Annotated in this window: 18 protein-coding genes, 1 tRNA gene and 1 pseudogene; 10 read left to right on the forward strand and 10 right to left on the reverse strand. The window is 69.8% G+C overall.

What is annotated here, in order from left to right; all coding sequences use genetic code 11:
- Positions 1–267: 267 nt before the first annotated feature.
- The 3 genes from selB to AACX88_RS02265 all read right to left on the reverse strand — a co-directional run bounded on the left by selB (position 268) and on the right by AACX88_RS02265 (position 3,976).
- Positions 268–2,223 carry a selenocysteine-specific translation elongation factor gene (gene selB / locus AACX88_RS02255; protein WP_339391473.1) on the reverse strand — a complete coding sequence of 652 codons (1,956 nt, stop codon included), beginning with the start codon at positions 2,221–2,223 and terminating at the stop codon, positions 268–270.
- Positions 2,223–3,734: an L-seryl-tRNA(Sec) selenium transferase gene (selA, locus tag AACX88_RS02260; RefSeq protein ID WP_339391474.1), complete on the reverse strand. Its 1,512-nt coding sequence runs from the start codon at positions 3,732–3,734 to the stop codon at positions 2,223–2,225. The genes selB and selA overlap by 1 nt, the downstream gene beginning before the upstream one ends.
- A gap of 146 nt (positions 3,735–3,880) precedes the next feature.
- Positions 3,881–3,976 (reverse strand) — tRNA-Sec (locus AACX88_RS02265).
- A 206-nt stretch (positions 3,977–4,182) separates the two neighbouring features.
- On the opposite strand from AACX88_RS02265, the gene AACX88_RS02270 reads away from it, so the two are divergent.
- The 3 genes and pseudogenes from AACX88_RS02270 to AACX88_RS17735 form a co-directional block, all read left to right on the forward strand.
- Entirely contained in the window at positions 4,183–5,142 is a 960-nt protein-coding gene (locus AACX88_RS02270; RefSeq protein ID WP_339391475.1) for an SMP-30/gluconolactonase/LRE family protein, read from the forward strand.
- 49 nt (positions 5,143–5,191) lie between these two features.
- On the forward strand, positions 5,192–6,244 hold the full coding sequence (locus AACX88_RS02275; RefSeq protein WP_339391476.1) for a glucose 1-dehydrogenase: 1,053 nt from the start codon (positions 5,192–5,194) through the stop codon (positions 6,242–6,244).
- 119 nt (positions 6,245–6,363) lie between these two features.
- Positions 6,364–6,921: pseudogene (locus AACX88_RS17735) on the forward strand (YczE/YyaS/YitT family protein); the annotation flags it as partial.
- A gap of 253 nt (positions 6,922–7,174) precedes the next feature.
- On the opposite strand, the gene AACX88_RS02280 reads toward AACX88_RS17735, so the two are convergent.
- Genes AACX88_RS02280 through AACX88_RS02290 form a run of 3 tightly spaced genes read right to left on the reverse strand, consistent with a single transcriptional unit; the run spans position 7,175 to position 11,164 of the window.
- On the reverse strand, positions 7,175–7,960 hold the full coding sequence (locus AACX88_RS02280; protein WP_339391477.1) for a ferritin-like domain-containing protein: 786 nt from the start codon (positions 7,958–7,960) through the stop codon (positions 7,175–7,177).
- The gene (locus AACX88_RS02285) at positions 7,950–8,939 is read right to left on the reverse strand and encodes a hypothetical protein (protein WP_339391478.1); all 990 of its coding nucleotides are present in this window, start codon (positions 8,937–8,939) and stop codon (positions 7,950–7,952) included. Before AACX88_RS02285 ends, AACX88_RS02280 begins: the two co-directional genes overlap by 11 nt.
- Positions 8,939–11,164: an HAD-IB family hydrolase gene (locus tag AACX88_RS02290; protein ID WP_339391479.1), complete on the reverse strand. Its 2,226-nt coding sequence runs from the start codon at positions 11,162–11,164 to the stop codon at positions 8,939–8,941. The genes AACX88_RS02285 and AACX88_RS02290 overlap by 1 nt, the downstream gene beginning before the upstream one ends.
- A 134-nt stretch (positions 11,165–11,298) precedes the next feature.
- On the opposite strand from AACX88_RS02290, the gene AACX88_RS02295 reads away from it, so the two are divergent.
- The 5 genes from AACX88_RS02295 (at position 11,299) to AACX88_RS02315 (ending at position 17,066) form a co-directional block, all read left to right on the forward strand.
- Positions 11,299–12,081 carry an SDR family NAD(P)-dependent oxidoreductase gene (locus tag AACX88_RS02295; protein ID WP_339391480.1) on the forward strand — a complete coding sequence of 261 codons (783 nt, stop codon included), beginning with the start codon at positions 11,299–11,301 and terminating at the stop codon, positions 12,079–12,081.
- Positions 12,082–12,225: 144 nt separating this feature from the next.
- Positions 12,226–13,116, forward strand: coding sequence for a lysophospholipid acyltransferase family protein (locus AACX88_RS02300; RefSeq protein ID WP_339391481.1), 891 nt, complete (start codon positions 12,226–12,228; stop codon positions 13,114–13,116).
- On the forward strand, positions 13,113–14,849 hold the full coding sequence (locus tag AACX88_RS02305) for an FAD-binding oxidoreductase (protein ID WP_339391482.1): 1,737 nt from the start codon (positions 13,113–13,115) through the stop codon (positions 14,847–14,849). Before AACX88_RS02300 ends, AACX88_RS02305 begins: the two co-directional genes overlap by 4 nt.
- A gap of 33 nt (positions 14,850–14,882) precedes the next feature.
- Positions 14,883–15,881, forward strand: coding sequence for a selenide, water dikinase SelD (selD, locus tag AACX88_RS02310; RefSeq protein WP_339391483.1), 999 nt, complete (start codon positions 14,883–14,885; stop codon positions 15,879–15,881).
- Positions 15,882–16,013: 132 nt separating this feature from the next.
- Positions 16,014–17,066, forward strand: a complete 1,053-nt coding sequence (locus tag AACX88_RS02315) for an ankyrin repeat domain-containing protein (protein ID WP_339391484.1) — start codon at positions 16,014–16,016, stop codon at positions 17,064–17,066.
- 33 nt (positions 17,067–17,099) lie between these two features.
- On the opposite strand, the gene AACX88_RS02320 is transcribed toward AACX88_RS02315, so the two are convergent.
- Positions 17,100–17,702, reverse strand: coding sequence for a TetR/AcrR family transcriptional regulator (locus AACX88_RS02320; protein WP_339391485.1), 603 nt, complete (start codon positions 17,700–17,702; stop codon positions 17,100–17,102).
- A gap of 171 nt (positions 17,703–17,873) precedes the next feature.
- On the opposite strand from AACX88_RS02320, the gene AACX88_RS02325 reads away from it, so the two are divergent.
- Positions 17,874–19,148: an MFS transporter gene (locus AACX88_RS02325; protein WP_339391486.1), complete on the forward strand. Its 1,275-nt coding sequence runs from the start codon at positions 17,874–17,876 to the stop codon at positions 19,146–19,148.
- Positions 19,149–19,233: 85 nt separating this feature from the next.
- The gene (locus tag AACX88_RS02330) at positions 19,234–20,874 is read left to right on the forward strand and encodes an amidohydrolase (protein WP_339391487.1); all 1,641 of its coding nucleotides are present in this window, start codon (positions 19,234–19,236) and stop codon (positions 20,872–20,874) included.
- Between the two features lie 212 nt (positions 20,875–21,086).
- Here the strand turns inward: AACX88_RS02330 and AACX88_RS02335 are convergent, their stop codons facing one another.
- From AACX88_RS02335 to AACX88_RS02345, 3 genes are all read right to left on the reverse strand, one after another.
- Positions 21,087–21,521 (reverse strand): hypothetical protein, encoded by a 435-nt coding sequence (locus AACX88_RS02335; RefSeq protein WP_339391488.1) that lies wholly within the window; start codon positions 21,519–21,521, stop codon positions 21,087–21,089.
- 467 nt (positions 21,522–21,988) lie between these two features.
- Positions 21,989–23,362, reverse strand: coding sequence for an NrfD/PsrC family molybdoenzyme membrane anchor subunit (gene nrfD, locus AACX88_RS02340; protein ID WP_339391489.1), 1,374 nt, complete (start codon positions 23,360–23,362; stop codon positions 21,989–21,991).
- A complete protein-coding gene (locus AACX88_RS02345; protein ID WP_339391490.1) occupies positions 23,359–24,483 on the reverse strand; it encodes a 4Fe-4S dicluster domain-containing protein in 1,125 nt (374 codons plus the stop codon). The genes nrfD and AACX88_RS02345 overlap by 4 nt, the downstream gene beginning before the upstream one ends.
- Positions 24,484–24,846 lie beyond the last annotated feature (363 nt).

Here is a 24,846-nt window from a genome sequence, read left to right on the forward strand (position 1 = left end):
GTACCTACTGTCACTACATTCTAGCGTCGGCGGTCCGATGCCGAAAGGTCGGCCACCGCGCGGTTCTCATCCGCCTGGTATGGATGCAAACACCGCATACGGATGAGAACCGCGCGGTGGATGTCCCAGAGCCGCACACTTGTCCGTTGCGTGGGGACATCGTGTTCGCGGTCGGTGGCACGCTCCGCACCGCGGCGCCCACCTCGTCGCCGGCGACTCATCGGCGGCCGACTCGCAGCAACCCCCGACTTCCGTGCTCGGGACGGCCTACCGCACGACTTCGCGGTGCGAGCCGTCGAGGCGCCTCGTCCACCCACGCGAGTCGAGGTGCTCGAGCAGAGGGATGACGACGCGCCGCGTCGTCCCCAGCGCCTGCCTGGCCTGGCTCGTCGTGAACGGCTGGTCGAGGCCGGCGAGCAGCCGCATCGCCTGGGCCGGGGTCCGCGGTGAGACGACGACACCGTCGCCGAGGCGCAGCACCCGTCCCGCCTTCTCGGCGACCGCGAGCTCCCGCGCTCCCAGGCGCAATGCCCGGAGGTCGTCGGCCTCGGGGGCATCGAACGGGTCGGCACCCAGACGCCGTTCGACCTCGGCGACACCCGCCTCCGCGGGACCGAGATCGGCCGTGTGACCGGGCGGGCGGACGACGCCGTCAGCGGTCTCGAGACCGGCACGACGGATCACCTCGGCGACGAGCGCGCCGATGCCGGTTCCGCTGCTCGGGGAACCGGAATCCCGAGCCGCCCCACCCGTGGCCAGCCGCGCAGTGTCGGCACCGGCCGACTGGCCACTCGATCGCACAGAGCCACTCGATCGCGCGGAACTGCCCGATCCTGAACTGCCACGACCGCGCCCGCCCGGCAGCGGCGGATCCGTCCGCCGCAGAGCCTCGACCACGGCTTTGATCGGCACACCTGCGGCCATCGGCTGCGCGGCCAGCTGCTTCGCCACGGTGTCCTGAGCCACGCTCACCCACGCTGCGAGCGCCGGCTCATGCACGAACCACCCGCCCAGCGTCGAAACCCCGGTAGGCAGCTCACCCGACACCGTCAGACCGAACCGGTCGAGAACCGCGCGCTCGACGGCTCCACGCCTGGCCACCTCGGCGAGGACATCCCCGGTCACCGGACGCGCAGCCAACGACTGAGCCCGCCTGGCACCATCGCCGCGGCGACGCAGTTCCGGCGGATCGAGGTCGAGGACGACGACCCCGGCGAAGACGTTGCGGCTGCCGGGATTGCGCAGCACGATCCGGTCGCCGATCTGCAGCGGCAGCGAGCGCTCGAGGGTCAGCCGGGCGTGCTCGGCGTCGAAGGGCCGCAGGCGCACGGGCACGGCGGCCGTGCCGATGTGGAGCATGAGCTCATGGACGCCGTCGTCGAGTCCCTCCCCCATCGTCCGGCGGACGTCGATCGTGTCGACGAGCGGCCACGCATCCGGGGTGATGAGCGCGTCACCTCGGTGGATGTCATCGGCGGAGACCTCGCGGAGGTTGACGGCCACACGTGCGGTCGGGGTGACCTCCGCGGCGGAGGACTCCCGGCTCTGCATCCCGCGGATCCCGGTGACGACGTCGACGGAGTCCCCGACGATGCCCACCCGGTCGCCGACCCTGAGGGTTCCCGCGGTGAGTGTGCCGGTGACGACGGTGCCCGCGCCGGTGATCGAGAACGCGCGGTCGATCCACAGCCGCACGCGCGCGTCGGCGTCCGGGGCGGGAGCTGCGGCGGTGACGGCGTCGAGGGTCGCGACGAGGTCGTCCATCCCCTCACCGGTGGTCGCGGAGACCGTGACGATCGGCGCCTCGGCGAGCGGTGTGCCCTGCAGCTCGGCTCTCACCTGGGCTTCCGTCTCAGCGAGGGTGTCGGGGGCGAGGTCGGCGCGGGTGATGACGACGAGTCCGCGGTCGATCCCGAGGGCCGTGATCGCGTCCCGGTGATCGCTCGACTGCGCCTGCCACCCCTTGTCCGCGGCGATGACGAAGCACACGATCGGCGCCGGCCCGACACCCGCGAGCATGTTGGCAAGGAACCGCTCGTGCCCGGGAACGTCGACGAACGCGAGTTCCCGCCCCGACGGCAGGGTCGTCCACGCGAACCCGAGATCGATCGTCAGCCCGCGCTTCCGCTCCTCCTCCCACCGATCCGGTTCCATCCCGGTCAGGGCTCTGACCAGGGTCGACTTCCCATGATCGACGTGCCCGGCCGTCGCGACGACGTACATCAGGCGCTTTCGCCGAGGTTGTCGTCCGACCCCGCGGACGCGTCGGTGGGTCCGGCGTCGGTGCGTGCAACTTCGGTGGGTGCGGCATCGGGTCGTCCGGCGCCGGGTTGCCGATCGCCCCCGCCGAGGCGGTCAGCGGCGGCCCGGATCGCCTCCGCAATGGCCGTATCGGACGACTCCGGCACGCAGCGGAGATCGATGAGGCACACGCCCTGGTGGACGCGGCCGACGACTGCCGGATCGCCGAGGCGCAGGGGTGCCGCGAACTCTGCGGGCAGTTCGAGCGCCCACCCGGGCAACGGCACGCCGGGGGCACCTCCGCCGCCGACGCGACCGTCGTGGGCCACGACCGTTCCGCCGACCGCCTCGGCGAGGGCATCGGTGCGTTCCCGCAGGTGAGCAGGGTCGATGTGGAGGGAGTCGTGGACGGGATTCGAGGCACAGGTGATCGTCGCCTCGAGCGCGGCGAGCGTGAGTTTGTCGGTGCGCATCGCCCGAGCGAGCGGGTGCCGCGCGATCCGCTGCACGGCCTCGGCCCGGCCGAGGATGAGCCCGGCCTGCGGTCCACCGAGGAGTTTGTCGCCGGAGACGATGACGACATCGGCCCCGGAGCGCAGGGCCGTGTCGATGTCGGGTTCGTACGGGAGGGCCGGGTCCGGGGTGAGAAGTCCGCTGCCGAGGTCGGCGATGAGCGGAAGCTCGTGTTCGTCGGCGAGCGCGCGGAGTTCGGCGAGATCGACCGCGGCGGTGAAGCCCTCGACGCGGAAGTTGCTCGTGTGGACCTTGACCAGGCTCGCGGTCGCCGGACCGATCGCCGCGGCATAGTCGTCGAGGTGGGTGCGGTTCGTCGTGCCGACCTCGCGGAGGACAGCGCCGGTGGTGACCATGAGATCGGGCAGCCGGAAGCCCGCCCCGATCTCGACGAGTTCGCCACGGCTGATGACGACCTCGGTGGGAGTCGCCGACGACGAATCGCCAGCACTGCCGCCGGCACTTGCCGTTCCGCCGCCGGGGACACCCGGCGAGCCGCCGCCCCCACTTCCCCGCAGTGCGGTGACCGCGAGCAGCAGCGCTGCCGCACCGTTGCCCACAATGAGCGCATCCTCGGCGGCGGGGCAGGCCCGCAGGAGCGCCTCCTTCGCGCCGATACCGCGCTTGCTCCGCTTCCCGGACTCGAGGTCCATCTCGACGTCGACATACCCGGCCGCCGCGACGACCGCGTCGACCGCCGCAGGTGAGAGCGGTGCGCGACCAAGGTTTGTGTGGACGATGATGCCCGTGGCGTTGAGCACCGGGGTCAGGGAGGAGGCCTGCCGGTCGGTCACGGCCGCGATGACGGTGGGGGTCACCTCGGCGACGGGGATCTCCCCTCTGCGTGCGCGGGACTGGGCGTCGGCGATGAGGGCACGGATCGTCGCCTCGCCGAGGCGGTCGCGGGCGTCGGCGACCTCGGGAAGGGCGAGGAGATAGTCGGTGCGCGGAATGGACCGGCGCGGATCGGTGTCGACCATGGCTGCCTCCTCCTGTGTGTCCCGGGACGTCTGTGCCGCTGGACGTCTGTGCCGGCGAGCGAGTGCGCCGACACGGACGCCCATGCCGGCAAGCACCCATGCCGACAAACATCCGTACCGGCAGGCATCCATGTCGGCCGAGCATGTGGCGGAGGCGGACGGGAATCGAACCCGCCAGACCGAGATGCTCGGTCTCACCGGTTTTGAAGACCGGGGGGCCCACCAGGACGCCAGACGCCTCCGGATCGAACTCTACCGCGTGGGGCGGACTCGATCGTTCACCGCCTGCGCCGAGGCAGGGCGCACTGCCGACTCGAACGACCCTCGTTCTGAGCCGAGTTCAGCGCAAGGGGCGTTGACTGAGGTGAGCGGCGGCAATAGCGTGGTCACCACGGCCGTGACCGCCCGGCGCGACCGCACTTGGCTCCCGCTACCCGAGGCAGGCCCGATGCGCGCAGAACTCTTCGTCCCTCCGCTCGCCTTCCACGCCGAAGGTCCCGTGTGGTGGCCCGACGACGGCTCACCCGTCGCGCATACGCTGCGCTATGTCGACATGCTCGCCGGCCGGATCCTCACCGTCGACCCCGACGCGTTCACCGTCGGCCCCGACGCGTTCGCCGCCGGCTCCCGTGACGCCTCCACCGAGGCGGCCCCCACCCCGGTCACGCCCGACATGGTCGCGGCCCTCGACGTCCCCGGGCCCGTCGCCGCATGCCTGCGCCCGCGCCGAGGAGGCGGCATCGCCGTCCTCACCGAGCACGGGCTCAGCGTCTCCGACGACCCGGCAGGCGGTGAGTGGACTCCCCTCGTCGAACTGCTCACCGATCCCGACATCCGCCTCAACGAGGGCGGCTGCGACCCGGCCGGTCGGTTCCTCGCCGGCACGATGCGCTACGACCAGCGCGAGAACGGGGCGACGCTCTTCCAGATCAGCGGCGACGGCGCCGTGTCGACCGTGTTCGACGACGTCACGATCTCCAACGGCATCGCCTGGTCGAGATCGGGCGACCGCGCCTACTACAACGACACCCCGACACGCAGCACTTGGGTCCTCGACTGGAGTGAGGACGCTGGGCTGTCGCAACCGCGCCGGCTCTTCACCCTCGACCCCGATGACCCGGCCGGCGGTCCCGACGGCCTGTGCCTCGACGCCGAGGACAATGTGTGGACCGCGATCTACGGCGGCTCCCGCGTCGAATGCCGTGACGTGGCCGGAACCCTTCTCGAGGTCGTCGACCTGCCCGTCACCAATGTCACTGCCTGCACCTTCGGGGGTCCTGACCTGCGCACCCTCTTCATCACGACGAGTCAGGAAGACCTCACCCCCGGCGCCCAACCCGAGGCCGGAGCTGTCTTCGCAGCCGAACCCGGAGTCACGGGAGTGCCGGTGACCCCGTTCGCCGGTTAGGACCCACCACGCTCAGCACCCCAGCGCCATCCCCACCGAAAGGACCATGATGAGAGCACTGACCATCGAACCGGGCACGAAGGACTCTCTCGCCGTCACCGAGGTGCCGGTCCCCGAACCTGCCGACGACGAACTCCTCGTCACCGGCCTCGCCATCGGGGTGTGCGGCACGGACCGCGAACTCAACGGCGGACTCTACGGCTGGGCCCCTCCCGGTGAGGACCTACTCGTCATCGGCCACGAGTCCCTCGGCCGGGTCGAGGCGGCCCCGGAAGGGTCGGGTTTCGCCGTCGGCGACCTCATCGCCGGGGTCGTCCGACGTCCCGATCCGGTGCCGTGTCCGGCATGCGCCCACGGCGAGTTCGACATGTGCCGCAACGGCGAATACACCGAACGCGGCATCAAGGAGCTCAACGGCTTCGGCTCCGAGCAGTGGGTCGTCAAGCAGGACTTCGCGATCAAGCTCGATCCCGCGCTGGGACAGACCGGTGTCCTCATGGAACCGACCTCGGTCGTCGCGAAGGCCTGGGACGAGGTGTTCAAGGTCGGTGGGCGCGCCTTCTTCGACCCGCAATCCGTCGTCATCGTCGGCGGCGGCACGATCGGCCTGCTTGCCGCCCTCCTCGGTGGGCAGCGCGGACTCGAGGTCCACGTCGTCAACTCCTCGCAGAAGGCGAACAAGGAGAAGCTCGTCACCGACCTCGGCGGGCATTTCCACGTCGGCGACCTGCCGCAGGTCCTCGCCGAGGTGCGCCCCGACATCGTCCTCGACACCACCGGAGATTCGGGAACGCTGGCCGACATCCTCGAATCAGTCATCCCCTACCAGGTCGTCTGCCTGCTCGGCATGCACGATCCGCAGGATCCCACCGGCCTCGACCTCGCGACGATCGGCAAGCAGATCGTCCTCGACAACGTCGCGATCGTCGGGTCCGTCAACGCGAACGTCCGCCACTGGCAGCAGGCCGCCGAGGCGCTCGCGGCCGCCGACGGACAGTGGCTGTCCTCGCTCATCACCCGCACCGTGCCGCTGACCAGGGCGCTCGAGGCCTTCGACCACGAGCGCGGGGACATCAAGGTCGTCATCGACCTCCAGGCCTGAGCGTCGGGCACCCGGCCCCATCCCGGGCGCCCGGCACAGGCCCGGGCGCCCCGCATCCCCCGAAGCCAACGGGTCACCCACCCCAGCCGACCCCTCAACCGCACCTTTGGAGCACCACCATGAACACCTCGGCGACATCCCCGTCCCAGAAGGACTGGTCGCTGCGCTGCCGCGCCATCCGGGCCCTCTACGCGCTCGTCGGCGTCATCCTCATCGGCCTCGGGGCGGCGATCCTCGAGACCGGCGGCGTCGGCGTCGACCCCTACACCGCGCTCAACATCGGCATCAGCGAGACGATCGGGTGGAGCCTGGGGGCGTATCAGCTGCTGAGCAACGCGATCCTCTTCATCCCCGTGCTCATCTTCGCCCGCAGCTACATCGGCGTCGGCACGCTCATCAACATGACGCTCACCGGGTTCTTCATCCAAGTGTTCGCGGGCCTGCTCGCACCGCTGGCCGTCGCTCCCGGCAACCATGCGATGGCCGCCCTGTTCTTCGCGATCGGCATCCTCGTCTTCGCGTTCGGGGCCAGCGGGTACATCTCCGCGGGCGTCGGCACCGCCCCCTACGATGCGATCGCGCCGATCATCGTCGACCGCACCGGGTGGAAGTACCAGCGTGTGCGCGTCCCCCAGGACCTCATCGTCCTCGTCGGCGCCCTCCTCGTCTCCGGGCCGGTGGGCGTGGGCACGATCATGACCGCGTTCTTCGTCGGCCCGCTCATCGCGTTCTTCTCCGCCCACATCAACGAACCCCTCGTCGACCGGCTGACGAAGGGCCTCGGGGCACCACCGCCCACCCTGACGCCGGAGCCCCCGGAGACCCGACGAAGCTGCTGTGAGCAGCCGTCCCCCGCGGACGGACGGCGATCCCGCTGGGGAAGAGCAGTCGTTCGCCGAGGTGGGGCCCGGTTCCGTGGAGTCCGTTCCCTCAGTCGATGCCGAGTCGGGCGAAGGCATTGCGGAAGATCGTCAGCTCACCGAGGCCGGGCAGCTTCTGCACGCGCTTGTCGAGCTTGTCGACCTCGTCGCTCTGGCCGCGGAAGAGGTAGGACATCACATGCTTGACCTCGGCGTCGTCCATCATGCCCGAGCCCACCGGCTTCCACAGCTTGCCCAGCGCGAGCTGCACGATCTTCTGCGCCCGCGGGTTGTCCTCGAGGCGCTCTCTGGCCTGGGTCGAGTAGAAGGCGACGTGGCGCGTCTCCTGCTTCGCGATCCGCTCGAGCAGCGGTGAGAGCACGGGGTGGTCCTGCATCGCCGCCATCCGCCGGTACCCTGCCGTGGCCGAGAGCTCGTTGGCCGCACCCCAGGCCATGTGCACGGCGATGAAGTCGGAGCCGACCATGTTCGCCACCAGCGACTGCTTGGCCGGTCCGAGCGCGAGCTTCCAGCCCAGGCCCGCGCGCTTGGCCTTGATCTCGTCGTAGTCGACGTGGATGCCGTGCTTCTGAAGCACCGCGGCGAGCGCCTCACCGTGCCAGAACTCCTCCCGGTTCCACATCGTCATGAACGCCGCCGGGGCGTCTTCGCGATGGGAAGGGGTGACGAGCAGCTCCCGGACGAAGCACGTCGTGTGGTATTCGACGTCGCACATGTACCGCACCGAGCGCAGCGTGTCCGCATCGAGGGGCATATCGTCGAAGAGGTCGAAATCGAGGTCGGACCATCTCACCGCCTCAGACGTCTCGGCATAGCCGTCGAAGTCAAACGCCATTCCCACTCCCCACTCGTACCGCGGACCCCAGCCCGCGCAGAACTCCACTGCTGCCGCCTCGGCGCCGTGCGCGCGCCCGGCGCCGCATGTGCCCCGTGACCCGGCGTCGCGCGCGCAGCGCCGCCCGCACTTGGACCACCGAGGGCTGCGGGTCCCCGGGCAGCAGACCGCCGATCTCGGCGTCGGAGGCTGTCAGCGCCCGCCGGTCGGCCCCGTCTGAGAAGAGACTCGCGAGAGCGGCCGTCTCCTCGGGATCGGGCACGCCGACGACCCGCAGCGGTGCCCACGGCCACCCGAGGTGGGCGCGGGCGAGAACGGCTTCGCGCCGCGATCGGGTGATGCGGGCCGCCGCCTCGGTGCGGAAGAACCGGACGATCTCATCGCGCCGGTCGACCACCTCGGTGAGGACGCGGGACGCCTCCCCGGTCAGCCGGGGCAGCAGTGCCCGCTCGGCGACCTGCAGCGCCCCTTCCTGGAGCGCCAGCCGGGCCATGTGACCTGCGGTGATGGGCTCCTTCACGGCACCCCCGAGCACCGGCGCGACGATCGGCAGGCCACGTTCGACCCAGACCCCGCGCAGCCTCGTCGACAGGGACCGCACCCGGGGAGCGGATCGGTCGAGTCCACTGGAGTCGAGGAGATCGCGCAGCGCCCGGGCCAGCCAGTAGCGTTCGTAGCCCCACGCGGTGACGAACGCGGTGATGCGCGCTTCGTTCGCCGTCCACGAGGCGAGCATCGCCCGGGTCTCCGCGAGGGCGGAGTTCTCCAGCCGCCAGAGGAACCCGAGGTCACGGGCCGTCTCAGCGGACAGGTCGAGGCTCGCGGCATCGACGACGATCCGCCCTCTGGCCTGCGCGAGGTAGCCCGGGACGTCGAAGTCGGTGACGAGCACCGTCGGATGGTCGGCGGCGGAGAACAGCCGCCCGTCGACATGCCCCGGCGGATGCTCGACATCGGTCGCCCTGCGTATCTCGCGCATCACCATTCGAGCACCTTCCATCGCCGCTTCAGGGCGAGTCCGTAGAGGCCGAGGTCAGGGGTGACGGCGATCGGTTCGCCGACGAGTTCGAGCCACGCCGCATCGGCCAGCGAATCCCCGTAGCCGGTCGACTTCCCCAGGTCCGCGCCGATCCCGCTCGCATACTTGCGCAGCCAGTTCGCGCGGGCCTCGTCGACGAGCGGCGGTGTTGCGAGGTAGCCGGAGAGGACTCCCGAGTCCGTGACGTCCATGCGGGTGGCGACCACCTCGTCGAAGAGGTCGGCAAGCGGTTCGACGAGGACTTCGAGGGCGCCGGTGACGAGGACCGTGCGGTGTCCGGCCGCGCGGTGTTCGTCGATGAGAGTGCGCGCCTGCGGGCGGATCGAGCTGCGGATGCGCTCACCGAGCCCGCCCGCGATGACCTCGCGCAGCTGCTCGATGCGGTACCCCCTGTACCGGCGATTGACCATGCGGATGAGCTCCGACCGGTCACGGGATTCGGCCCGCAGCAGGCCCGGGACGATCCCGGCGATGCCGGCCAGGGCGGCCGGCCAGCGGTGGGGCGGCTGGGTCGCGCGGACCACGGACGCGTACTGCCGGACGATGTTCGTCGAGATCACCGTGCCGTCGAGGTCGAAGACGGCGAGCGCATCCGGGGCCGGAGCGATCGGCGAGGGACCGGTCTGCCGGGCGGAGGTGCGGCTGCGCTTCCGGGCGTAGCTGCGGGTCAGCTCCGTCACGGCCGGCAGGTGGATGTCCTTGAAGTACCGCTCCCAGTCGATCTCGGTGACGTCGAAGCGACGCGGATGCCCAGGCGGCAGCTGCGCCTGCAGGGCCCGGGTCGCGGCGTCGTCGAAGACCATCTCCGTCTTCGTGTACGCACGGTAGAGGTCGGCGAACTGCCGCAGCGACCGCAGCCCCGAGTCGATGCGGCCCAGCCGCGCGGCCCACTGCCGGGTGCGGCGCGAGGAGGGCAGCCGGTCGACGATGCTGCGACCCGCCCGTGTGCTCAGCTCCTTGAGTCGGATCCGCTGTTCGATGAGCTCGGAGTTCGGGAAGCTCCACTCCGGCACTTCTGTGGGCTGGCCGTCGGGATCGGGCAGCGGTCGGTCGAGGAAGTACTCGCGCACGGTGCTCACCATGTGGTGGAACGGGAGCGGATTGCTCGTCCCGGACACGACATGGAAGTACTCCGCCCCCGCCTCGGCGGTGGTGGGTTCGCCCCTCACCGGACGATCACGGTCGACGAGGGCGAGGATGACGTTGACGACGAAGTCGACGGGAATGATGTCGAGCACGGTGTCCGCGTGGCCGGGGAACTCGGAGAGGCTGCCGTTCGCGTAGGCCATGATGAGCGGATCGGCGACCTTGAAGCCGTCGATCCATCCCGGCCGCGGGTGCCGCAGCGCGGATTCGATGATCGACGGGCGGACGAAGGAGACGCGGTGGCCGGTCTCGGCCCATTCCTCCTCGGCGACGCGTTCGGCCATCGCCTTGGTCAGCGTGTAGACATCCGTCCAGCCCAGCGATTCGGCGCGGGTGCGTCCGAAGTCGACGAGGCGGTCCTCGACGTGCTTCTGCCGAGCGGCCTCGGCGGCTGCGGCGACGGCCTTCGGGCCCATCCGCGAACTCTGCGCCCGGGCGCTGCGGAGGAAGGCACGGAGGTTCTCCGGGGTCCGCGATTCGGCTTCGACGCGCTCGCGCGCGAGCTTCGCGGCCGTGTGCTCGGCGCGGTGATCGACGGTGTGGGTCAGCCGGCGTTCGAGGGCCACGCCCTTCGAGATCCCGCCGACGTAGGCGGTGGAGACGTGGATGACGTGCGGGTCCTGGCCGGTCTCGAGCAGCGCCCGGTAGAGGTTCTCGACCCCGCCGACGTTCGTCTCGAAGGCCTCGTCGATGGGGGCATCGAACGACACGCTCGAGGCGGAGTGGATGACGGTGCCCACGGACTCCGGCAGCGGCGGCAGCGCGGAGAGATCACCTTCGAGGACCTCGACTCGCGACCGCACCGCCGCGGCGACGGCGTCCTCACCGGCCCGGGCGATCCAGGCGGCGAACACTGGTCTGGTCAGGAGCCTCTCCACCCGGTCACGTCCCGTCTGCGTCCCCCGGGGACGCACGAGAACGGTGACGGTGTCCTCCGGTCGGCTCTCGAGCAGAGCCTGGAGGACCGCCTGACCGAGGAATCCGGTCGCACCGGTGAGAAGAATGCGGCTCGGTGTCATCTGCTGCCTATCGGGTCGTGCGGAAACGGTTTCGGAGTCTGATTCGGAGCCGGTGCCGAATCGGATGGGACGGCGAAGGAAGTCATTGCCCGGTCACCTGCGAGTATGACCCGGGTCACTGTATGGTGACAAGTATGCATGCTGCTCTCATCACCGGCGGGACCGCCGGGATCGGCGCCGCGTTCGCGCGCGCCTTCGCCGCCCGGGGCGTCGACCTCGTCCTCGTCGCCCGCAACCGGGCCAGGCTCGAGGAGTTCGCGGAGGAGCTGCGCGCGAGCACGGGGATCGACGTCGAGACCATCGTCGCCGACCTCTCCGACCGTGCCGCGCAGGCCGAGGTGGCCGCCCGCATCGAGTCCCCCGGGTCGAGGCGCCCGATCGACATCCTTGTCAGCAACGCCGGATTCTCCGTCCGTTCGAGCCTGCTCGACCCCGACCTGCGGCAGCACGATCGCGGCTTCGAGGTCATGCAGCGGGCGATGCTCGTCCTCGGCGGTGCGGCCGCCCGCGCGATGAGCCTGCGCGGGCGCGGGTGGATCATCAACGTGTGCTCCGTGAGCGCCGGACTCACCCAGAGCAACTACACCGCGATCAAGGCGTGGGCGCAGAACTACTCCGAATCCCTGTCCGTGCAGACGGCCGGGACCGGGGTGCAGGTGACCGCGCTCGTGCCCGGATGGGTGCGCACCGAGTTCCATTCGCGCGCCGGCATCGCCGGCACCTCGATCCCCGATCTCCTCTGGCTCGACCCCGACGACCTCGTCGAGGAGTGTCTGCGCGACGTCGCGCGCGGGCGGACCGTGAGCGTCCCCCAGCTGCGCTGGAAGGTCATCGTCTCCGCCCTGCGCGCCGCTCCCCGCCCGATCATCCACCGCCTCTCGCACCTGCTCACCTCACGGCGGAACCGGGAGGGCTGACCCGTGGGCCTGCGTCTGCCCCTGCGGTCGGGACCGCTGAGATCGCTGCTGAGTTCACTGCTGAGATCAGCACGGAGTTCAGCACGGAGGATTTCCTTCGCCGAGGAGGCATCCGGATCCGCTGTCGGCTCCGAACAGCGGGTGATGACCTCCGAAACGTCCCATTCCCCGCAGCCGGTGTCGACGGCGAAGTACCGCTCCCGACCCCGTGCCCTGCTGCGCGCCCTCCTGCAGCGTGTCCTCTTCCGCGCCCTCGTCGTCTCGACGATCACTCCGACGGTGGTCACCGAACCGCGGGTCCGCGGTCTCAACGAGGGCTTCCTCGTCATCGCGAACCACACGTCGCATCTCGACGCGCCGCTCATCGCCCAGAGCCTGCCCCGCTCTCAGGCCCGCTTCCTCTCCACCGGGGTCGCCTTCGACTACTTCTTCACCGCCTGGCCTCGACGGCTCTTCGTCCGCAGTCTGTTCAACGCCTTCCCCGTGCACCGCGAAGGCCCCCGCGGCAGTTCGGACGTGCCCCGGGCGCTCCTGCGCGCCGGCGTGCCCGTCCTCCTTTTCCCCGAGGGCGGTCGGCAGCGGGACCGCGTCATCGCCGACTTCAAGGTCGGTGCGGTCAAACTCGCCGTCGATGCGGGAGTGCCCATCGTTCCCGCGGCCGTCGTCGGCGGATTCGAGGCGATGCCCAAGGGCGCCCGCTGGCCGGTGCCGGGTCGGCCCCCGGTGCGCGTCATCCTCGGCGAGCCCGTCATCCCCCGGCCTGGGGAATCGCTGCCTGCGCTCACCGCCCGCGTCCAGTGCCTCGTCGAGGATCTCTTCGACTCCGGGGCGGACGCCATCGGGGTGCCACGCCTGGCTCACCGGCACGAGCGGCTCGCCCCGGGCCAGGAGCCGCACACCTCCACCCGGGCTCCGGAACAGACCGCGCACCACCATCGCACGACCGTCCCGATCCCCCGACAGCATCGGCCGCGGACTCGGGACCGCCTCGGCGAGGATCGAGAGCACACCACGGATGAGAGGATGAGGAATTGAGCGCACCCCTGAGTGTCGACGAGGTCAGGCGGCACCGCTGGTGGGGCTGGGGCGCCGAGGGCGTCGAGTTCCGCTGGGAGACGAAGCCGGCGTTCGCGGCGATCGCGAAGGAGAAGGTCGGCCTCGACCTGTGGAATGCTCCGCGCCCGCGCACCCCGGATCTCGCCGAGGTCGAGGTTCCCGCGTCCCGGCTGCCCGCCCCGCTGCACAGCGCCCTCGCCGAGGCGGTCGGTGCGGACAATGTCAGCACCGACGACGAGCTGCGCGTCATCCATTCCTTCGGACGGTCCCTGCCCGACCTCTATCGGGTGCGCAACGGGATCATGCCCAGGCTCACCGATGTCGTCGTCCATCCCGGCAGTGAGGACGAGGTCGCAGCGGTCCTCGACATCGTCCTCGACCACGATCTCGTGCTCATTCCCTACGGCGGCGGCTCGTGCATCTCCGGATCGGTCACCCCGGATCCGGACGAGGAGCGGCCGATCGTCTCGCTCAACCTCGGGCGGATGCGTCGGGTCCTCGAGGTCGACGAGTACTCGGGCCTGGCCCGGGTCGAATCCGGTGCCTATGGCCCTGACCTCGAGGAACAGCTAAATGTCCGCGGATGGACGATGGGACACTTCCCGGACTCGTTCAGCTATTCGACGCTCGGCGGGTGGGCTGCGACCCGGTCGTCGGGAATGCAGTCGGACAAGTACGGCGACATCGAGGACATCGTGCGCGGGATGCGCGTCGTCCATCCGCGCGGGGTCGTCGTGAGCAAGCCGATCCCCGGTCGGGACTCGGGGCCCTCGGTCCACGAGATGATCCTCGGCAGCGAGGGCCGCCTCGGCATCATCACCGAATGCACGGTCCAGATCCACCGCAGGCCCGAGGTCAGGGAGGTCGTCGCGTACCTCTACCCGGATTGGGCGAGCGGGGTCGAGGCGATGCACGACATCGCACGCTCCGAGGTCAGCCCGACGTTCACCCGGCTCTCCGACGGGCCCGAAACGCGGTTCAGCCTCGCCATGGTCTCGCAGCCGACGACGGTGACGTCCAAGGTCAGCGCCCGGGGTCAGGATGCCCTGTTCGCGTATCTGCGCGCCCGCGGCTGGGACACCACGGAGGGGATGTGCCTGTCGTACGTCTGCTTCGAAGGGTCGAAGGAGCACGTGGGCCGGGAGCGGGCCGAGGTCAAGCGGATCGTCTCGGGCCGCGGGGGCATCAGCCTGGGAACGGGGCCGGGAGCGATCTACGATCAGAAGAAGTTCGACACCCCCTACCTGCGCGATTTCCTCCTCAAATACCGGGTCTTCGGCGACGTGTGCGAGACGGGGGTGACGTGGGCGAACCTCAAGGACATGCATGCGCGCGTCCACGAACGCTTCACGCAGGTGCGAAGGTCTCAGGGCGGCCCGGGCTTCATGTTCTGCCACATGTCGCACAGCTATCACGGCGGGGCGTGCCTCTACTTCACGTTCGCCGTGCCCTACACCGACGAGGACACCGCTCTTGCGGAGTGCCAGCAGGTCAAGGATGCCGTGCAGCAGGAGTTCATCGACTCCGGCGGCGGCCTGTCCCACCACCACGGGGTCGGCACCGAGCATCGTCCGTGGATCGTCGACGACATCAGCCCCGCCGGTGCGTTCCTGGTCGACTCGCTGTTCCGGGCAAGCGACCCGGGACGCAATCTCAACCCCGGAAAGATCGTCGCCGAGGTGGAGGCGCAGGCGACGATTCGGACCCAGTGAACTCGTCCACGGCGCCCTGCTAGACTCGCGCACATGGACACCTCGAGCGACGTCACGGAGTACCGCCTCACCGGTTTCGCGCACGGCGGCGGCTGTGCGTGCAAGATCCCCCCGGGCGAACTCGAGGACGCCGTCCGCGGCCTGACCGGGCAGACGAACCCCGAGGTCATCGTCGGTCTCGACGACGGGGACGACGCCTCGGCGGTGCGCATCCGCGAGGATCTTGCGGTCCTCTCCACGGCCGATTTCTTCACCCCCGTCGTCGACGACGCCTACGACTGGGGGCGGATCGCGGCGGCCAATGCGCTCTCCGACATCTACGCGATGGGTGGCACCCCGGTCACGGCGATCAACCTCGTCGGGTGGCCGCGCGAGGTGCTGCCGATGGAGCTGCTCACCGAGGTGCTGCGCGGGGGCCTCGACATCGCCGCCGAGGCGAACTGTCCGGTCGCCGGCGGGCACTCGATCGACGACCCCGAACCGAAGTACGGCATGGCGGTCACCGGGGTCGCGCATCCCGAGGCGATCATGCGCAACGATGCCGCGCAGCCGGGCCTGCCGATCACCCTGACGAAGCCGATCGGCGTCGGGGTCCTCAATAATCGGCACAAGCAGACCGGTGAAGTCTTCTCCGAGGCGATCGCGACGATGACGCAGCTCAACGCCGATGCCTCCCGGCAGGCCGTGGCCGCAGGGATCCGCGCGGCGACGGATGTCACGGGGTTCGGCCTGCTCGGGCACCTGTTCAAGATGTGCCGGGCTTCGGGGGTCGGTGCGGTCATCGATGCGGACGCGGTGCCCCGCCTCGGCGGGGTCGATGAGTCGATCACGGACGGCTACGTCTCCGGTGGGACCCGCCGGAACCTCGACTGGGTGCGCGCGCACCTGACCTCCGGCGACACCGTCACCGAGGCGGACCTCCTCCTGCTCGCGGACGCGCAGACCTCGGGCGGCCTCCTCGTCGTCGGCGAACTGCCCGGGTATCCCGTCATCGGCGAGACCGTCGCAGGTTCGGGGATCCGGGTGCGGTGAACACGGGCCGCGCCACGGGCACGGATCTGAGACGAACTGCGGAATCCGCACGCGAAATCAGAGGTGGATTCCAGGGACCGGCACTACTCTGATCGTCAGGAGAGCGACTCCCACATCGCACCGAGGAGAACCATGGCGAAGAAGCTCGTGACCCTGCCCAAGGACTTCAGGACGCACGGCGACGCGTATTCGCTCACCGAGTTGCAGGAGATCTTTCAACGGCGGTCCCTCGATGCCCGTGGCGGATACAGCAAGCAGGCGGCCCTCGCCTACTCGACTGTCGACCCCGAGGGCGTCTGCTGGCTGCTCGATCAGGGCGCAGACATCGAGGCCGAGAGCAGGTTCTACGCCTCACCCCTGGTCACGCGTGCCGCGGACGGGGACGCCGAGGTGGTCCGGCTGCTCGTGGAGCGAGGAGCGGATCCGATCAGAGCCGGAAGCAAACACACACCACTGATTGCTGCCGCGGCCAATCACCGCGCAGACGTCGTCGAGCTGCTTCTCGATGCCGGGGCCACCCTGACGGAGACGGACTCGCTGGGTTGGACGGCGCTCGATCTCGCTGCCATCCGCTCCGAGCCTGCGAAAGTGGAACGAGGACTGCCCGTCGTCAAGCTCCTGACCGCGCGCGGCGGGATCCTGAGCGACCGTGCGCAACCCTATCTGCGAAACGCGATGATGGCGCTGTACCGCTACGAGGCAGCCGGCAATGCTCGGATCGCAATGATCGACGCCATGACCGAACTGCTGGAGTTGCTCGACGTCGAACCGCCTGCGCGGCCGCGCATGCTCGCCGACGGTGAGGCGATCAGCGTCACCGCAGCGGGGTGGAAGAAGCAGTTCTCGGAGCTGTGGGGACTCCTCGTCCCGAACGTCGGCCCTGCCGCAAGTGTGCAGGGTGAGGTCATTCGGATCGCGGGGCGGATCGGTCACGAACTCCTGCACAACGGCGGAGGGAACTGGGATCGTGACTTCGCAGCGATGGGAACGGCGTTCGCGCGATACGTGCGGACCGGGGTGCCGCTTTCAGACGAGGATCTGCGAATCGTCGATGCCGCGCTCAACGAGGTCAGCGGCGGCGGAATCTCCGAGGAATCCGTCGACGCACTCACCGAGCAGAGCGTGGCTTGGGTCTTGGCGAATCCCGAGCGTACGGCTCTCGGCACGCCCGACTACCGGCGTTGAGTCAGGCAGGAACAGTCAGCTGAGAGTGTTCGCTCACCGAACCCGCGCCTCGATGCCGGTGATGATGAGATCGAGACCGGTGCGGTAGACCCGTTCGTTGCGTGCGGTGCCTGTCGGATGGTCGTCGATGAGGCCGGCGAGCGGAGAGTCGGGGGTGTCGGGAGCGAAGATCTCCGTCGGGGAGAGCGCGTCGATGGCGATCCCGAAGGCGAAGGCGTCGAGGACTTCGACGGTCGTCAGTATCTCGTCCTCGGGCAGTCCCGCCCGCCTGAGGCTGACGACGAGCGATTCGTAGAGGCGCAGGGTCTGCGGTTCCTGAATCGTCACCCCGAGGAGGTGGATGAGCACGCGCGGATGGTCGGCGTAGAGCCGCCACAGGGCACCGACTCCTGCCCGCAGGGTGTCCTGCCAGGCTCCCTCCGGCGGGGGCGCGAACGCGTACTCGCGGCTGAGGACCTCCCGCATCGCATGGACGATGCCCTCGCGGCCGTCGACGTGGTGGTAGAGCGAGGAGAGGCTGACGCCGAGCTTCTTCGCCAGCGGCTGGATCTTCAGCTCCTCACCGGCATCGATCATCGCGATGGCGGCGAGCGCGATCTTCTCTCGGCTCAGCAGCGGCGAGGACGGTCGGGCCATGGATGCTCACTCCTGTCTGCGGGTCGGCGGTGTCACCGGGGCGCCGGACGACGGCCCTGAAGGGACGACGGCCCCGAAGGATTGACACCGGCGGATGTAACCTGCACCATACTAGTTAACCGAAAAGTTTTCGGTAAACCGAGAGCGTCACCCATCGGCAAAGGGGCCACCATGAGTTCACGTCCATCATCACCGGTCGTCGCCGACGATCCGCGCGTACCGCTGGGGCTGCGCAACGGCGCGTCGATCTTCCTCGTCTCCCTCGCCGGGCTGATGATGGCCAATCTCGCTCCGCTCATCATGTCCGTGCTCGAAGACGTCGGCTTCGACGTCATCGCCTCGGGCAACATCCTCACGTGGGCGCTGCTCGCCTCGGCAGTCGTCGGCCTCGCCACCTCACGCTTCGCCTCCGGTGCCCACCGGCGCACGCTCGCCTCGATCGGCCTCGTCATCGCGATCGCCGGCTTCCTCGTCGCCGCCTTCGCCGGCTCCCCCGGTCTCGTCGTCACCGGGTTCATCGCCGGCGGGGCAGGCGTGGGCACGGCGATCTCCGCCTCGGGCGCGGCCATCGCCGCGGTGCGCAACCCCAACCGGGTGAGCGCGACGAGCGGCGTCGTCAACCGCCTCCTCGTCATGGTCGTCCTCGCGGTCATCCCGATCCTCGGCCTCGCCCAGATCACCGTCTTCGGGGCGCTCGCGCTGCTCGCAGCCATCAGCCTCGCCGTCACCGTGTGGCTGCCCGACACCCCTGACTACTCGACCGCCGAGATCGTCGCCGAAGCCCCGACCACAGCACCCACCCCGCGACGCGTCATCATCGCCGGCATCGGCATCCTCATCGTCTTCCCCGTCTGGGGCACGAGCGAGGACTCCGTGTGGACGCTCGCTCCCGTCCTCGGCGACGCCGTGGGGATGAGCGAGCAGAGCCTCGGGTTCGCCCTCAGCGCCGCGGCCGGAGTCGGGGCGGCGGCGATGCTCGTCGTCACCCTCCTCGGCACCCGGATCGGGCGGGCCGTGCCGCTGGCCATCGCCCTCTTCCTCGGCGGGGTGACGAAGATCTGGATCGGCATGACCACGGATGCGCAGACCCTGGGCATCCTCATCATCGTCGTCAACACGGTCTACGCGTTCGCGTTCGTCCTCTTCATCGCCACCGCCGCCGGCCTCGACGCACGCGGCAGCTGGTCGGGGCCGCTCATCGGCGCATACATCGTCGGCTCGAGCTTCGCCCCGATCATCGGGGCGTGGGTCATCGAATCCGTGGGGATTGCGAACTTCGGGCTCATCATGGGCATCGTCAGCTTCGTCGTCATCATCCCCACCGTGATGATCGCCCGCGTCTCGACGAGCGTCGAACGCACCCTCAGCCACCTCGGCGAGGACACCTCCGACCGGCCCGCCGTCGCAGACCCATCCGCCTCCGCCGACCGATCCGCCGCCGACTGACCGGCCGCCTCCCACCGAGCCGTCGCCTCCCACCGAACCGTCGCCTCGGCGAGGCACCACCCCAACCGCACCACGGAAGGACACCATGACCACCGTCTTCACCAACGCCACCGTCTTCACCGGGGATGAGCACGCCCCCCTCGCCGAGGCGGTCGCCGTCGACGGCGGACGCATCCTCGCCGTCGGGGACAGTGGGGCCGTCGCCGAGGTCGCCGGTGAGGGCGCCGAGGTGGTCGACCTCGACGGCGCACTCGTGTCCCCCGGATTCGTCGAGGCGCACACGCACCTGGCGATGTTCGGACAGGCCCTGGACAAGGTACAGCTGCGTGACGCCGCGACGCTGACGGAGATCCAGGACCGGCTGCGGCGGGCACGGGAGGCGAATCCGGAGGCGCCGTACCTCCTCGGCGCGTCCTGGATGTTCGAAGCGATCCCCGGCAGGGAGCCGACGGCGGCGATGATCGACGAGGTCATCGACGACATCCCGGTCGTCCTCGACTCGAACGACGTCCACTCGACGTGGGTGAACACGGCGGCGCTGACAGCGATGGGCATCGACGCGGACACCCCGAACCCGCCCGGCGGGACGATCGTGCGCGACGAAGCGGGCCAGGCGACCGGATTCCTGCTGGAGAACGCGGCGATCGAGTACGTGTGGTCCTACCTCGACGAGATCGTCACCGACGCCGACCGCGACCGGTTCCTCGACACGGCGTTCCGCGTCTACCTCGAGAACGGGGTGACCGCGGCGACGGATATGGCGCTCGGGGAGACGGAGCTCGCGACGTTCCTCAGGCTGCTCGAGCGCGACGGGCGACTGCCGTTCCCCGTCACCGCGCACTGGCTGCTGCGCCCGACCGGGGATCCGGAGGCCGATCTCGCCGCGGTCGCCCGGGCCGCCGAGGTGCGCGACCTCGTCGCCGAACTGCCGGGGGCCGAGTCGTTCCGGATCGTCGGGGTGAAGTTCATCCTCGACGGCGTCATCGATGCGTGCACGGCGGCCATGCGGGCACCGTATGCCGATGGGTCGAATGCCGAGCCGATCTGGTCGTTCGAGACCGCGGCACCGGTGGCGGTCGCCGCCGATGCCGAAGGGCTCCAGTTGGCGATGCACGCGATCGGCGACCGGTCGAGTGAGATCGCGCTCGATCTCGTCGAGGAGTGCATCCGAGTCAACGGGCCGCGGATCCGCACCCCGCGGATCGAGCACCTCGAATCGGTGACCGATGAGACGATTCGGCGGATGGCGGCGCTCGGCGTGGTCGCGTCGATGCAGCCGGTGCACTGCGATCCGGCGATCATGGGCAATTGGATGGCGATGCTCGGCGATGCGCGGGCCGAGACCGGGTTCCCGTGGCACAAGTTCCGGGCGGCCGGGGTGCCGATCGCGCTCGGCACGGATGCACCGACCGCGCCGCACGAGACGGCGCAGAACCTCTTCGTCGCGCTGACCACGCGGTCTGCCTTGGTGCCCGGCACCGCCTACTACCATCCCGAGCGGGCGTTCACTCCGGCGCAGGCCCTCGACGGGCTGACTCGGGCCGGCGCCGAGGCGGGCGGTTTCGCCGATGGTGTCGGTCGGATCGTGCCCGGCGGGCGGGCGAATCTCGTCATCGTCGACGTCGACCCCTTCACCGGGGCCCGCGACGAGCTGCTCGAGGCCACCGTGCTGACGACGATCGTCGACGGCGACGTGGTCTGGGAGGCCCCGGCCGCCCGGGGGTGACGTTCCGCGGCGCCAGCAGCCCTCATGTTCAGAGCGGTACGCATGCGAATCCTGGACGCTCAGTGTCGCATGCGAATCCTGGACGCTCAGTGTCGCACGCGAATCCTGGACGCTCGGTGTCGCACGCGAATCCTGGACGCTCGGTGTCGATCTCAGGCTCCAGAATCGGCACCCAGCGTCCTGGATTCGCGTGGCGGATCGGACCTACCAGCTCAGTTCGCCGGCGTGCCCTTCCGAAGCAGTTGCACGCACGAGGCGCCGAAGGACACGGCTGCCGCGGCTCCAGCAATCACGATGCCGCACACGAGAGAGAAGAAGCCCCACTCGCTCGACGCATCGAACGATGAGCCGAACGATGCATCGATGAACAGCGGCAACACTAACAATAAGGAGACCGCGACCCACGCGCTGATGCAGGTCACCGTCGCGAGGACCGAGGCACCTGAAACCGATGCCCAGATGCGCGCGAATGCCGTTGCCGAGACGAGGAGTGCGGCGAAGATCAGCGAATAGACGGCCCACCAGCTCAACGTCGCAGGTGTGAACTCGGAGAAGTCAGAGATGCGCTGTCCGATCAGACCGACGATGACGAAGCACACCAGCGCCGTCCCCGTTCCGGCCGACACAAGCCCCCATTGTCGTCTCATCTCCGACTCACCTTCACCTGTCGCTGTCGTTTGCCCCCGCGTGGTCCACCGGAGGGACCGAGAACGCCTGCTGAAGCCGACAATTCTACCGCCTCCTCGGCGAATAGGGCCGTCCGTCGGGGTGTCGCCACCGCTCCGACCGCTCCGTCCGCAGCCCTCATGCTCAGCGGCATGAACCACCCGTGGACGGGTGGTGTGTCGAGCTTGAGGTGGTGCGCGCGAAGTGAACCGTAGGACGTGCCGCCACACCGAGGACTACGCGCCCCGGGTGAGGCGTGCCCGTGGAGTGAGGGCGGGGAGGGTCCACGCGGAGCGCGGATGAGGCGCACCCGCCGAGTGACGGGCAGGGCACCGCCTTCCACGCCCACGAATCCTGGACGCTCGGTGTCGAAATCAAGCTCCAAAATCGGCACTCAGCGTCCAGGATTCGCGGGCCGAAGCGACCGACGACCGAACGGCCTCGCGCCCTACCAGCCGGTGGTGATCGAGTCGTCGATGATGCCTTGGGCTCGACGTTCGGCGAGGCGAGCGCGCTGCGGTTCGATGACGTGGCGCGGGTCCTTCGTCGACTCGATGCCGGCCTCGAGCACGCCGAAGCGCGTGTACGCCGAGGCGGCGGCCAGTGCCGTACCGCTGACGATCGACAGCGTCCGCAGCACAGCCCGCGTCTTCCAGCTGCGACCGGCCTTGTTCGCTGCCATCGTCGCAGCTCCCGAAGCCGCGAGACCCGCTGCCCCTGAGGCGGCTGCACCCTTGGCGGCATTCGACGAGGTGAGACCGGCGACTCCGGCGACGAGACTCGATGCCATTCCTGACGCTGCTCCCTTGGCCGCACCGAGCGCCTTGTCCCCAGCCCGTGAACCGAGCTTCTTCGCGAACACCCGGGCACCCACCTCGACGACGGCGGCCCCGATGGCCCCCGCGATGAGGAGCTTCTCGGCCCGGTGGAGCTTGTGCCCCGGCTCGCCGTCCTCCATGGGCTCGACCTCGACGGGATGCATGCGCTTCTTCATCCGCGACATCGCATACATGTCGCCGGCCGATCCCATGAGCGCGAGCAGGCGCGCCGGCTCGGCCTCCCGCACCGGCGAGAGCGCCATCGCCGCACCCCCGGCAGCCAGCGACGCCGAGGACACGAAGACATACGGCAGGCCGTTGCGTCCGGCGGCGTTCCACGTCGGCACCGCGGTGTCGCCGAGGAGGACCGCCGTATACGCGGCCAGCGGAGTCGCGAACAGCGCCGACTCGAGGGCCGCCGGCAGTTCGAGGGCATGGAGGAGCTTCCGGAACGGGCCGAGCGGGATGAGCTTCTCCCTGGTCAGCCGGTCGACTTCGATGACGGAGGTGATGCCAGCCCCGACGCCGAAACCCGAGAGGATCCACGTGCCGAGGCTCATCGGGGAGCTCACCTTAACCACGCGCATCATGTTGATGAAGCGCTCGGGGCGCCCGAGGTCCTTGACAAGTGCGGCACCGCCCACAGCGGTCGCCCCGATCGCGGTCAGCCGGGTGGCCGCCCGCATTCCGGGCCGGTCGCTCAGCTGGGCGCCGAGCCCGAGCAGCGTCGACCCACCGGCCAGCCCGCCGAGGAAGAGGTAGAGCGAGATCTCATGACCCCATGGCGGGGGTTTGACGATCGGGCGACCGTAGTAGGAGGTGAACTCGACGTCCTCGACCATCGGCATCTCGCGGCCGCCGTCGGCGCCCCGGTTCTGCCATCCGCCGGAACCGCCACGACCAGAGCCCGGACCGCCGGCACCCCCGCGACCACCTCGGCGACGCTTCTTCCGGCCGCCTTCGGGCTCAGGGGGACGGTAGGAATCGTATTCGGATGTGCTCATGAACGACGGCTCCCGAGGAAGGACAGGCCGGCCGCGGCGATCATACCGAGGGCGGCGATGCCGGCGGTGGCGAACATCGCGGGCAGATCCTTCGTCGCGACGCGCGGGTCCGGCGGCAGACCGTAGACCTCGGGTTCGTCGAGGAGGAGGAAGACCGAGCCGGTGCCGCCCACGCCGTCGTTGGGGTTCGCCCCGTAGAGGCGAGCCTCGGTGAGGCCCTTCGCGTGCAGTTGGGCGACGCGTTCGTGCGCTTGGGCGACCATGTCCTCGCGGTCGCCGAACTTGATCGACGTCGTCGGGCACGTCTGCGCGCACGCCGGGGTCTGCCCCTCGACGAGGCGGTCGTAGCAGAGCGTGCACTTGTTCGCCGTGTGCATGTTGGGCACATCGGCGGTGTCGAGCGGGTACTCCTCGCCGCCGCGGTCCGTGGGCGGACGGATCGTGCCGTCGTCACGGCGTTCGATGACTCCGAAGGGGCAGCCAGCCACGCACGTGCCGCAGCCGTTGCAGACATCGGCCTGGACGACGACCGTGTCGAACTCGGTGCGGAAGAGCGCGCCCGTGGGGCACACGTCGAGGCAGCCGGCATGCGTGCAGTGCTTGCACACGTCCGAGGACATCAGCCAACGGAAGTCCGCGGTGTCCGGCGGGGTCGTGTCGACGCCGTCGAAGTCGACCGGGTCGAGGGCACCGGGGGCGAGGAGGTCGACGTCGAGCTGCGGCGTCGACGGCAGACCGGCAGCACCCGCGCCGCCCGCCGCACCCGCGGCGACCGGCTGCGGCCCGGACGTCTCATCCGTGCGGGGACGCACCGAGGGCATGCCGAGGCTGACGAGCTTGCGCCCGGACTCCCGGGCCGCTTCGATCTGCTCCTTGCCCTGTTCGATGAAGGCGACGTGGCGCCACGTGTTCGCCCCGAGCTCCCCGGTGTTGTCGTACGACATCCCGAGGATCTCGAAGTTCCCGTCCTGCGGGTTGTGGTTCCACTCCTTGCACGCGACCTCGCAGGCCTTGCAGCCGATGCAGATCGAGGTGTCGGTGAAGAATCCCTTGCGGTGATGCGTCGAGTCGTGCCAGTGGCCGTCCGCGACGGTGCCGCCATCCAGCGTCGGTGCCGCCATCAGTCGTCCTCCTCCTTCTCCTCAGCGCGCTCATCGTCGCGTCTGCGGACTCGCTTCTCGTACTCCCAGGCGTTCGCCGGCTGCTCGGGGTCCGGCGGCTGGTAGGGCTTGCCCTCGGCGTCGTAGCCGAAGTCGGGGTCCCCGTCGGTCGGGTCGCCGTCGACGGCGAAGTTCGCGTCGGCACGCTTCTTCGGCCGATCGTCCGTGCTGCCCGCCTGGGACTCGGAGCCGCCGACGGCATCCGGGCTGCCGGCAGACGCCGACGTCTCTTTGTCCGAGCCGCCGGTGGCATCGCCCTGCCCCTTCGCCGAGGCGGGACCGGAGCCTGCGCTCTCGTCCGCCCCAAACGTGCGGGCGGGGGCG

This window comes from Brevibacterium metallidurans, assembly GCF_037101285.1.
Taxonomy (GTDB): Bacteria; Actinomycetota; Actinomycetes; order Actinomycetales; family Brevibacteriaceae; genus Brevibacterium; species Brevibacterium metallidurans.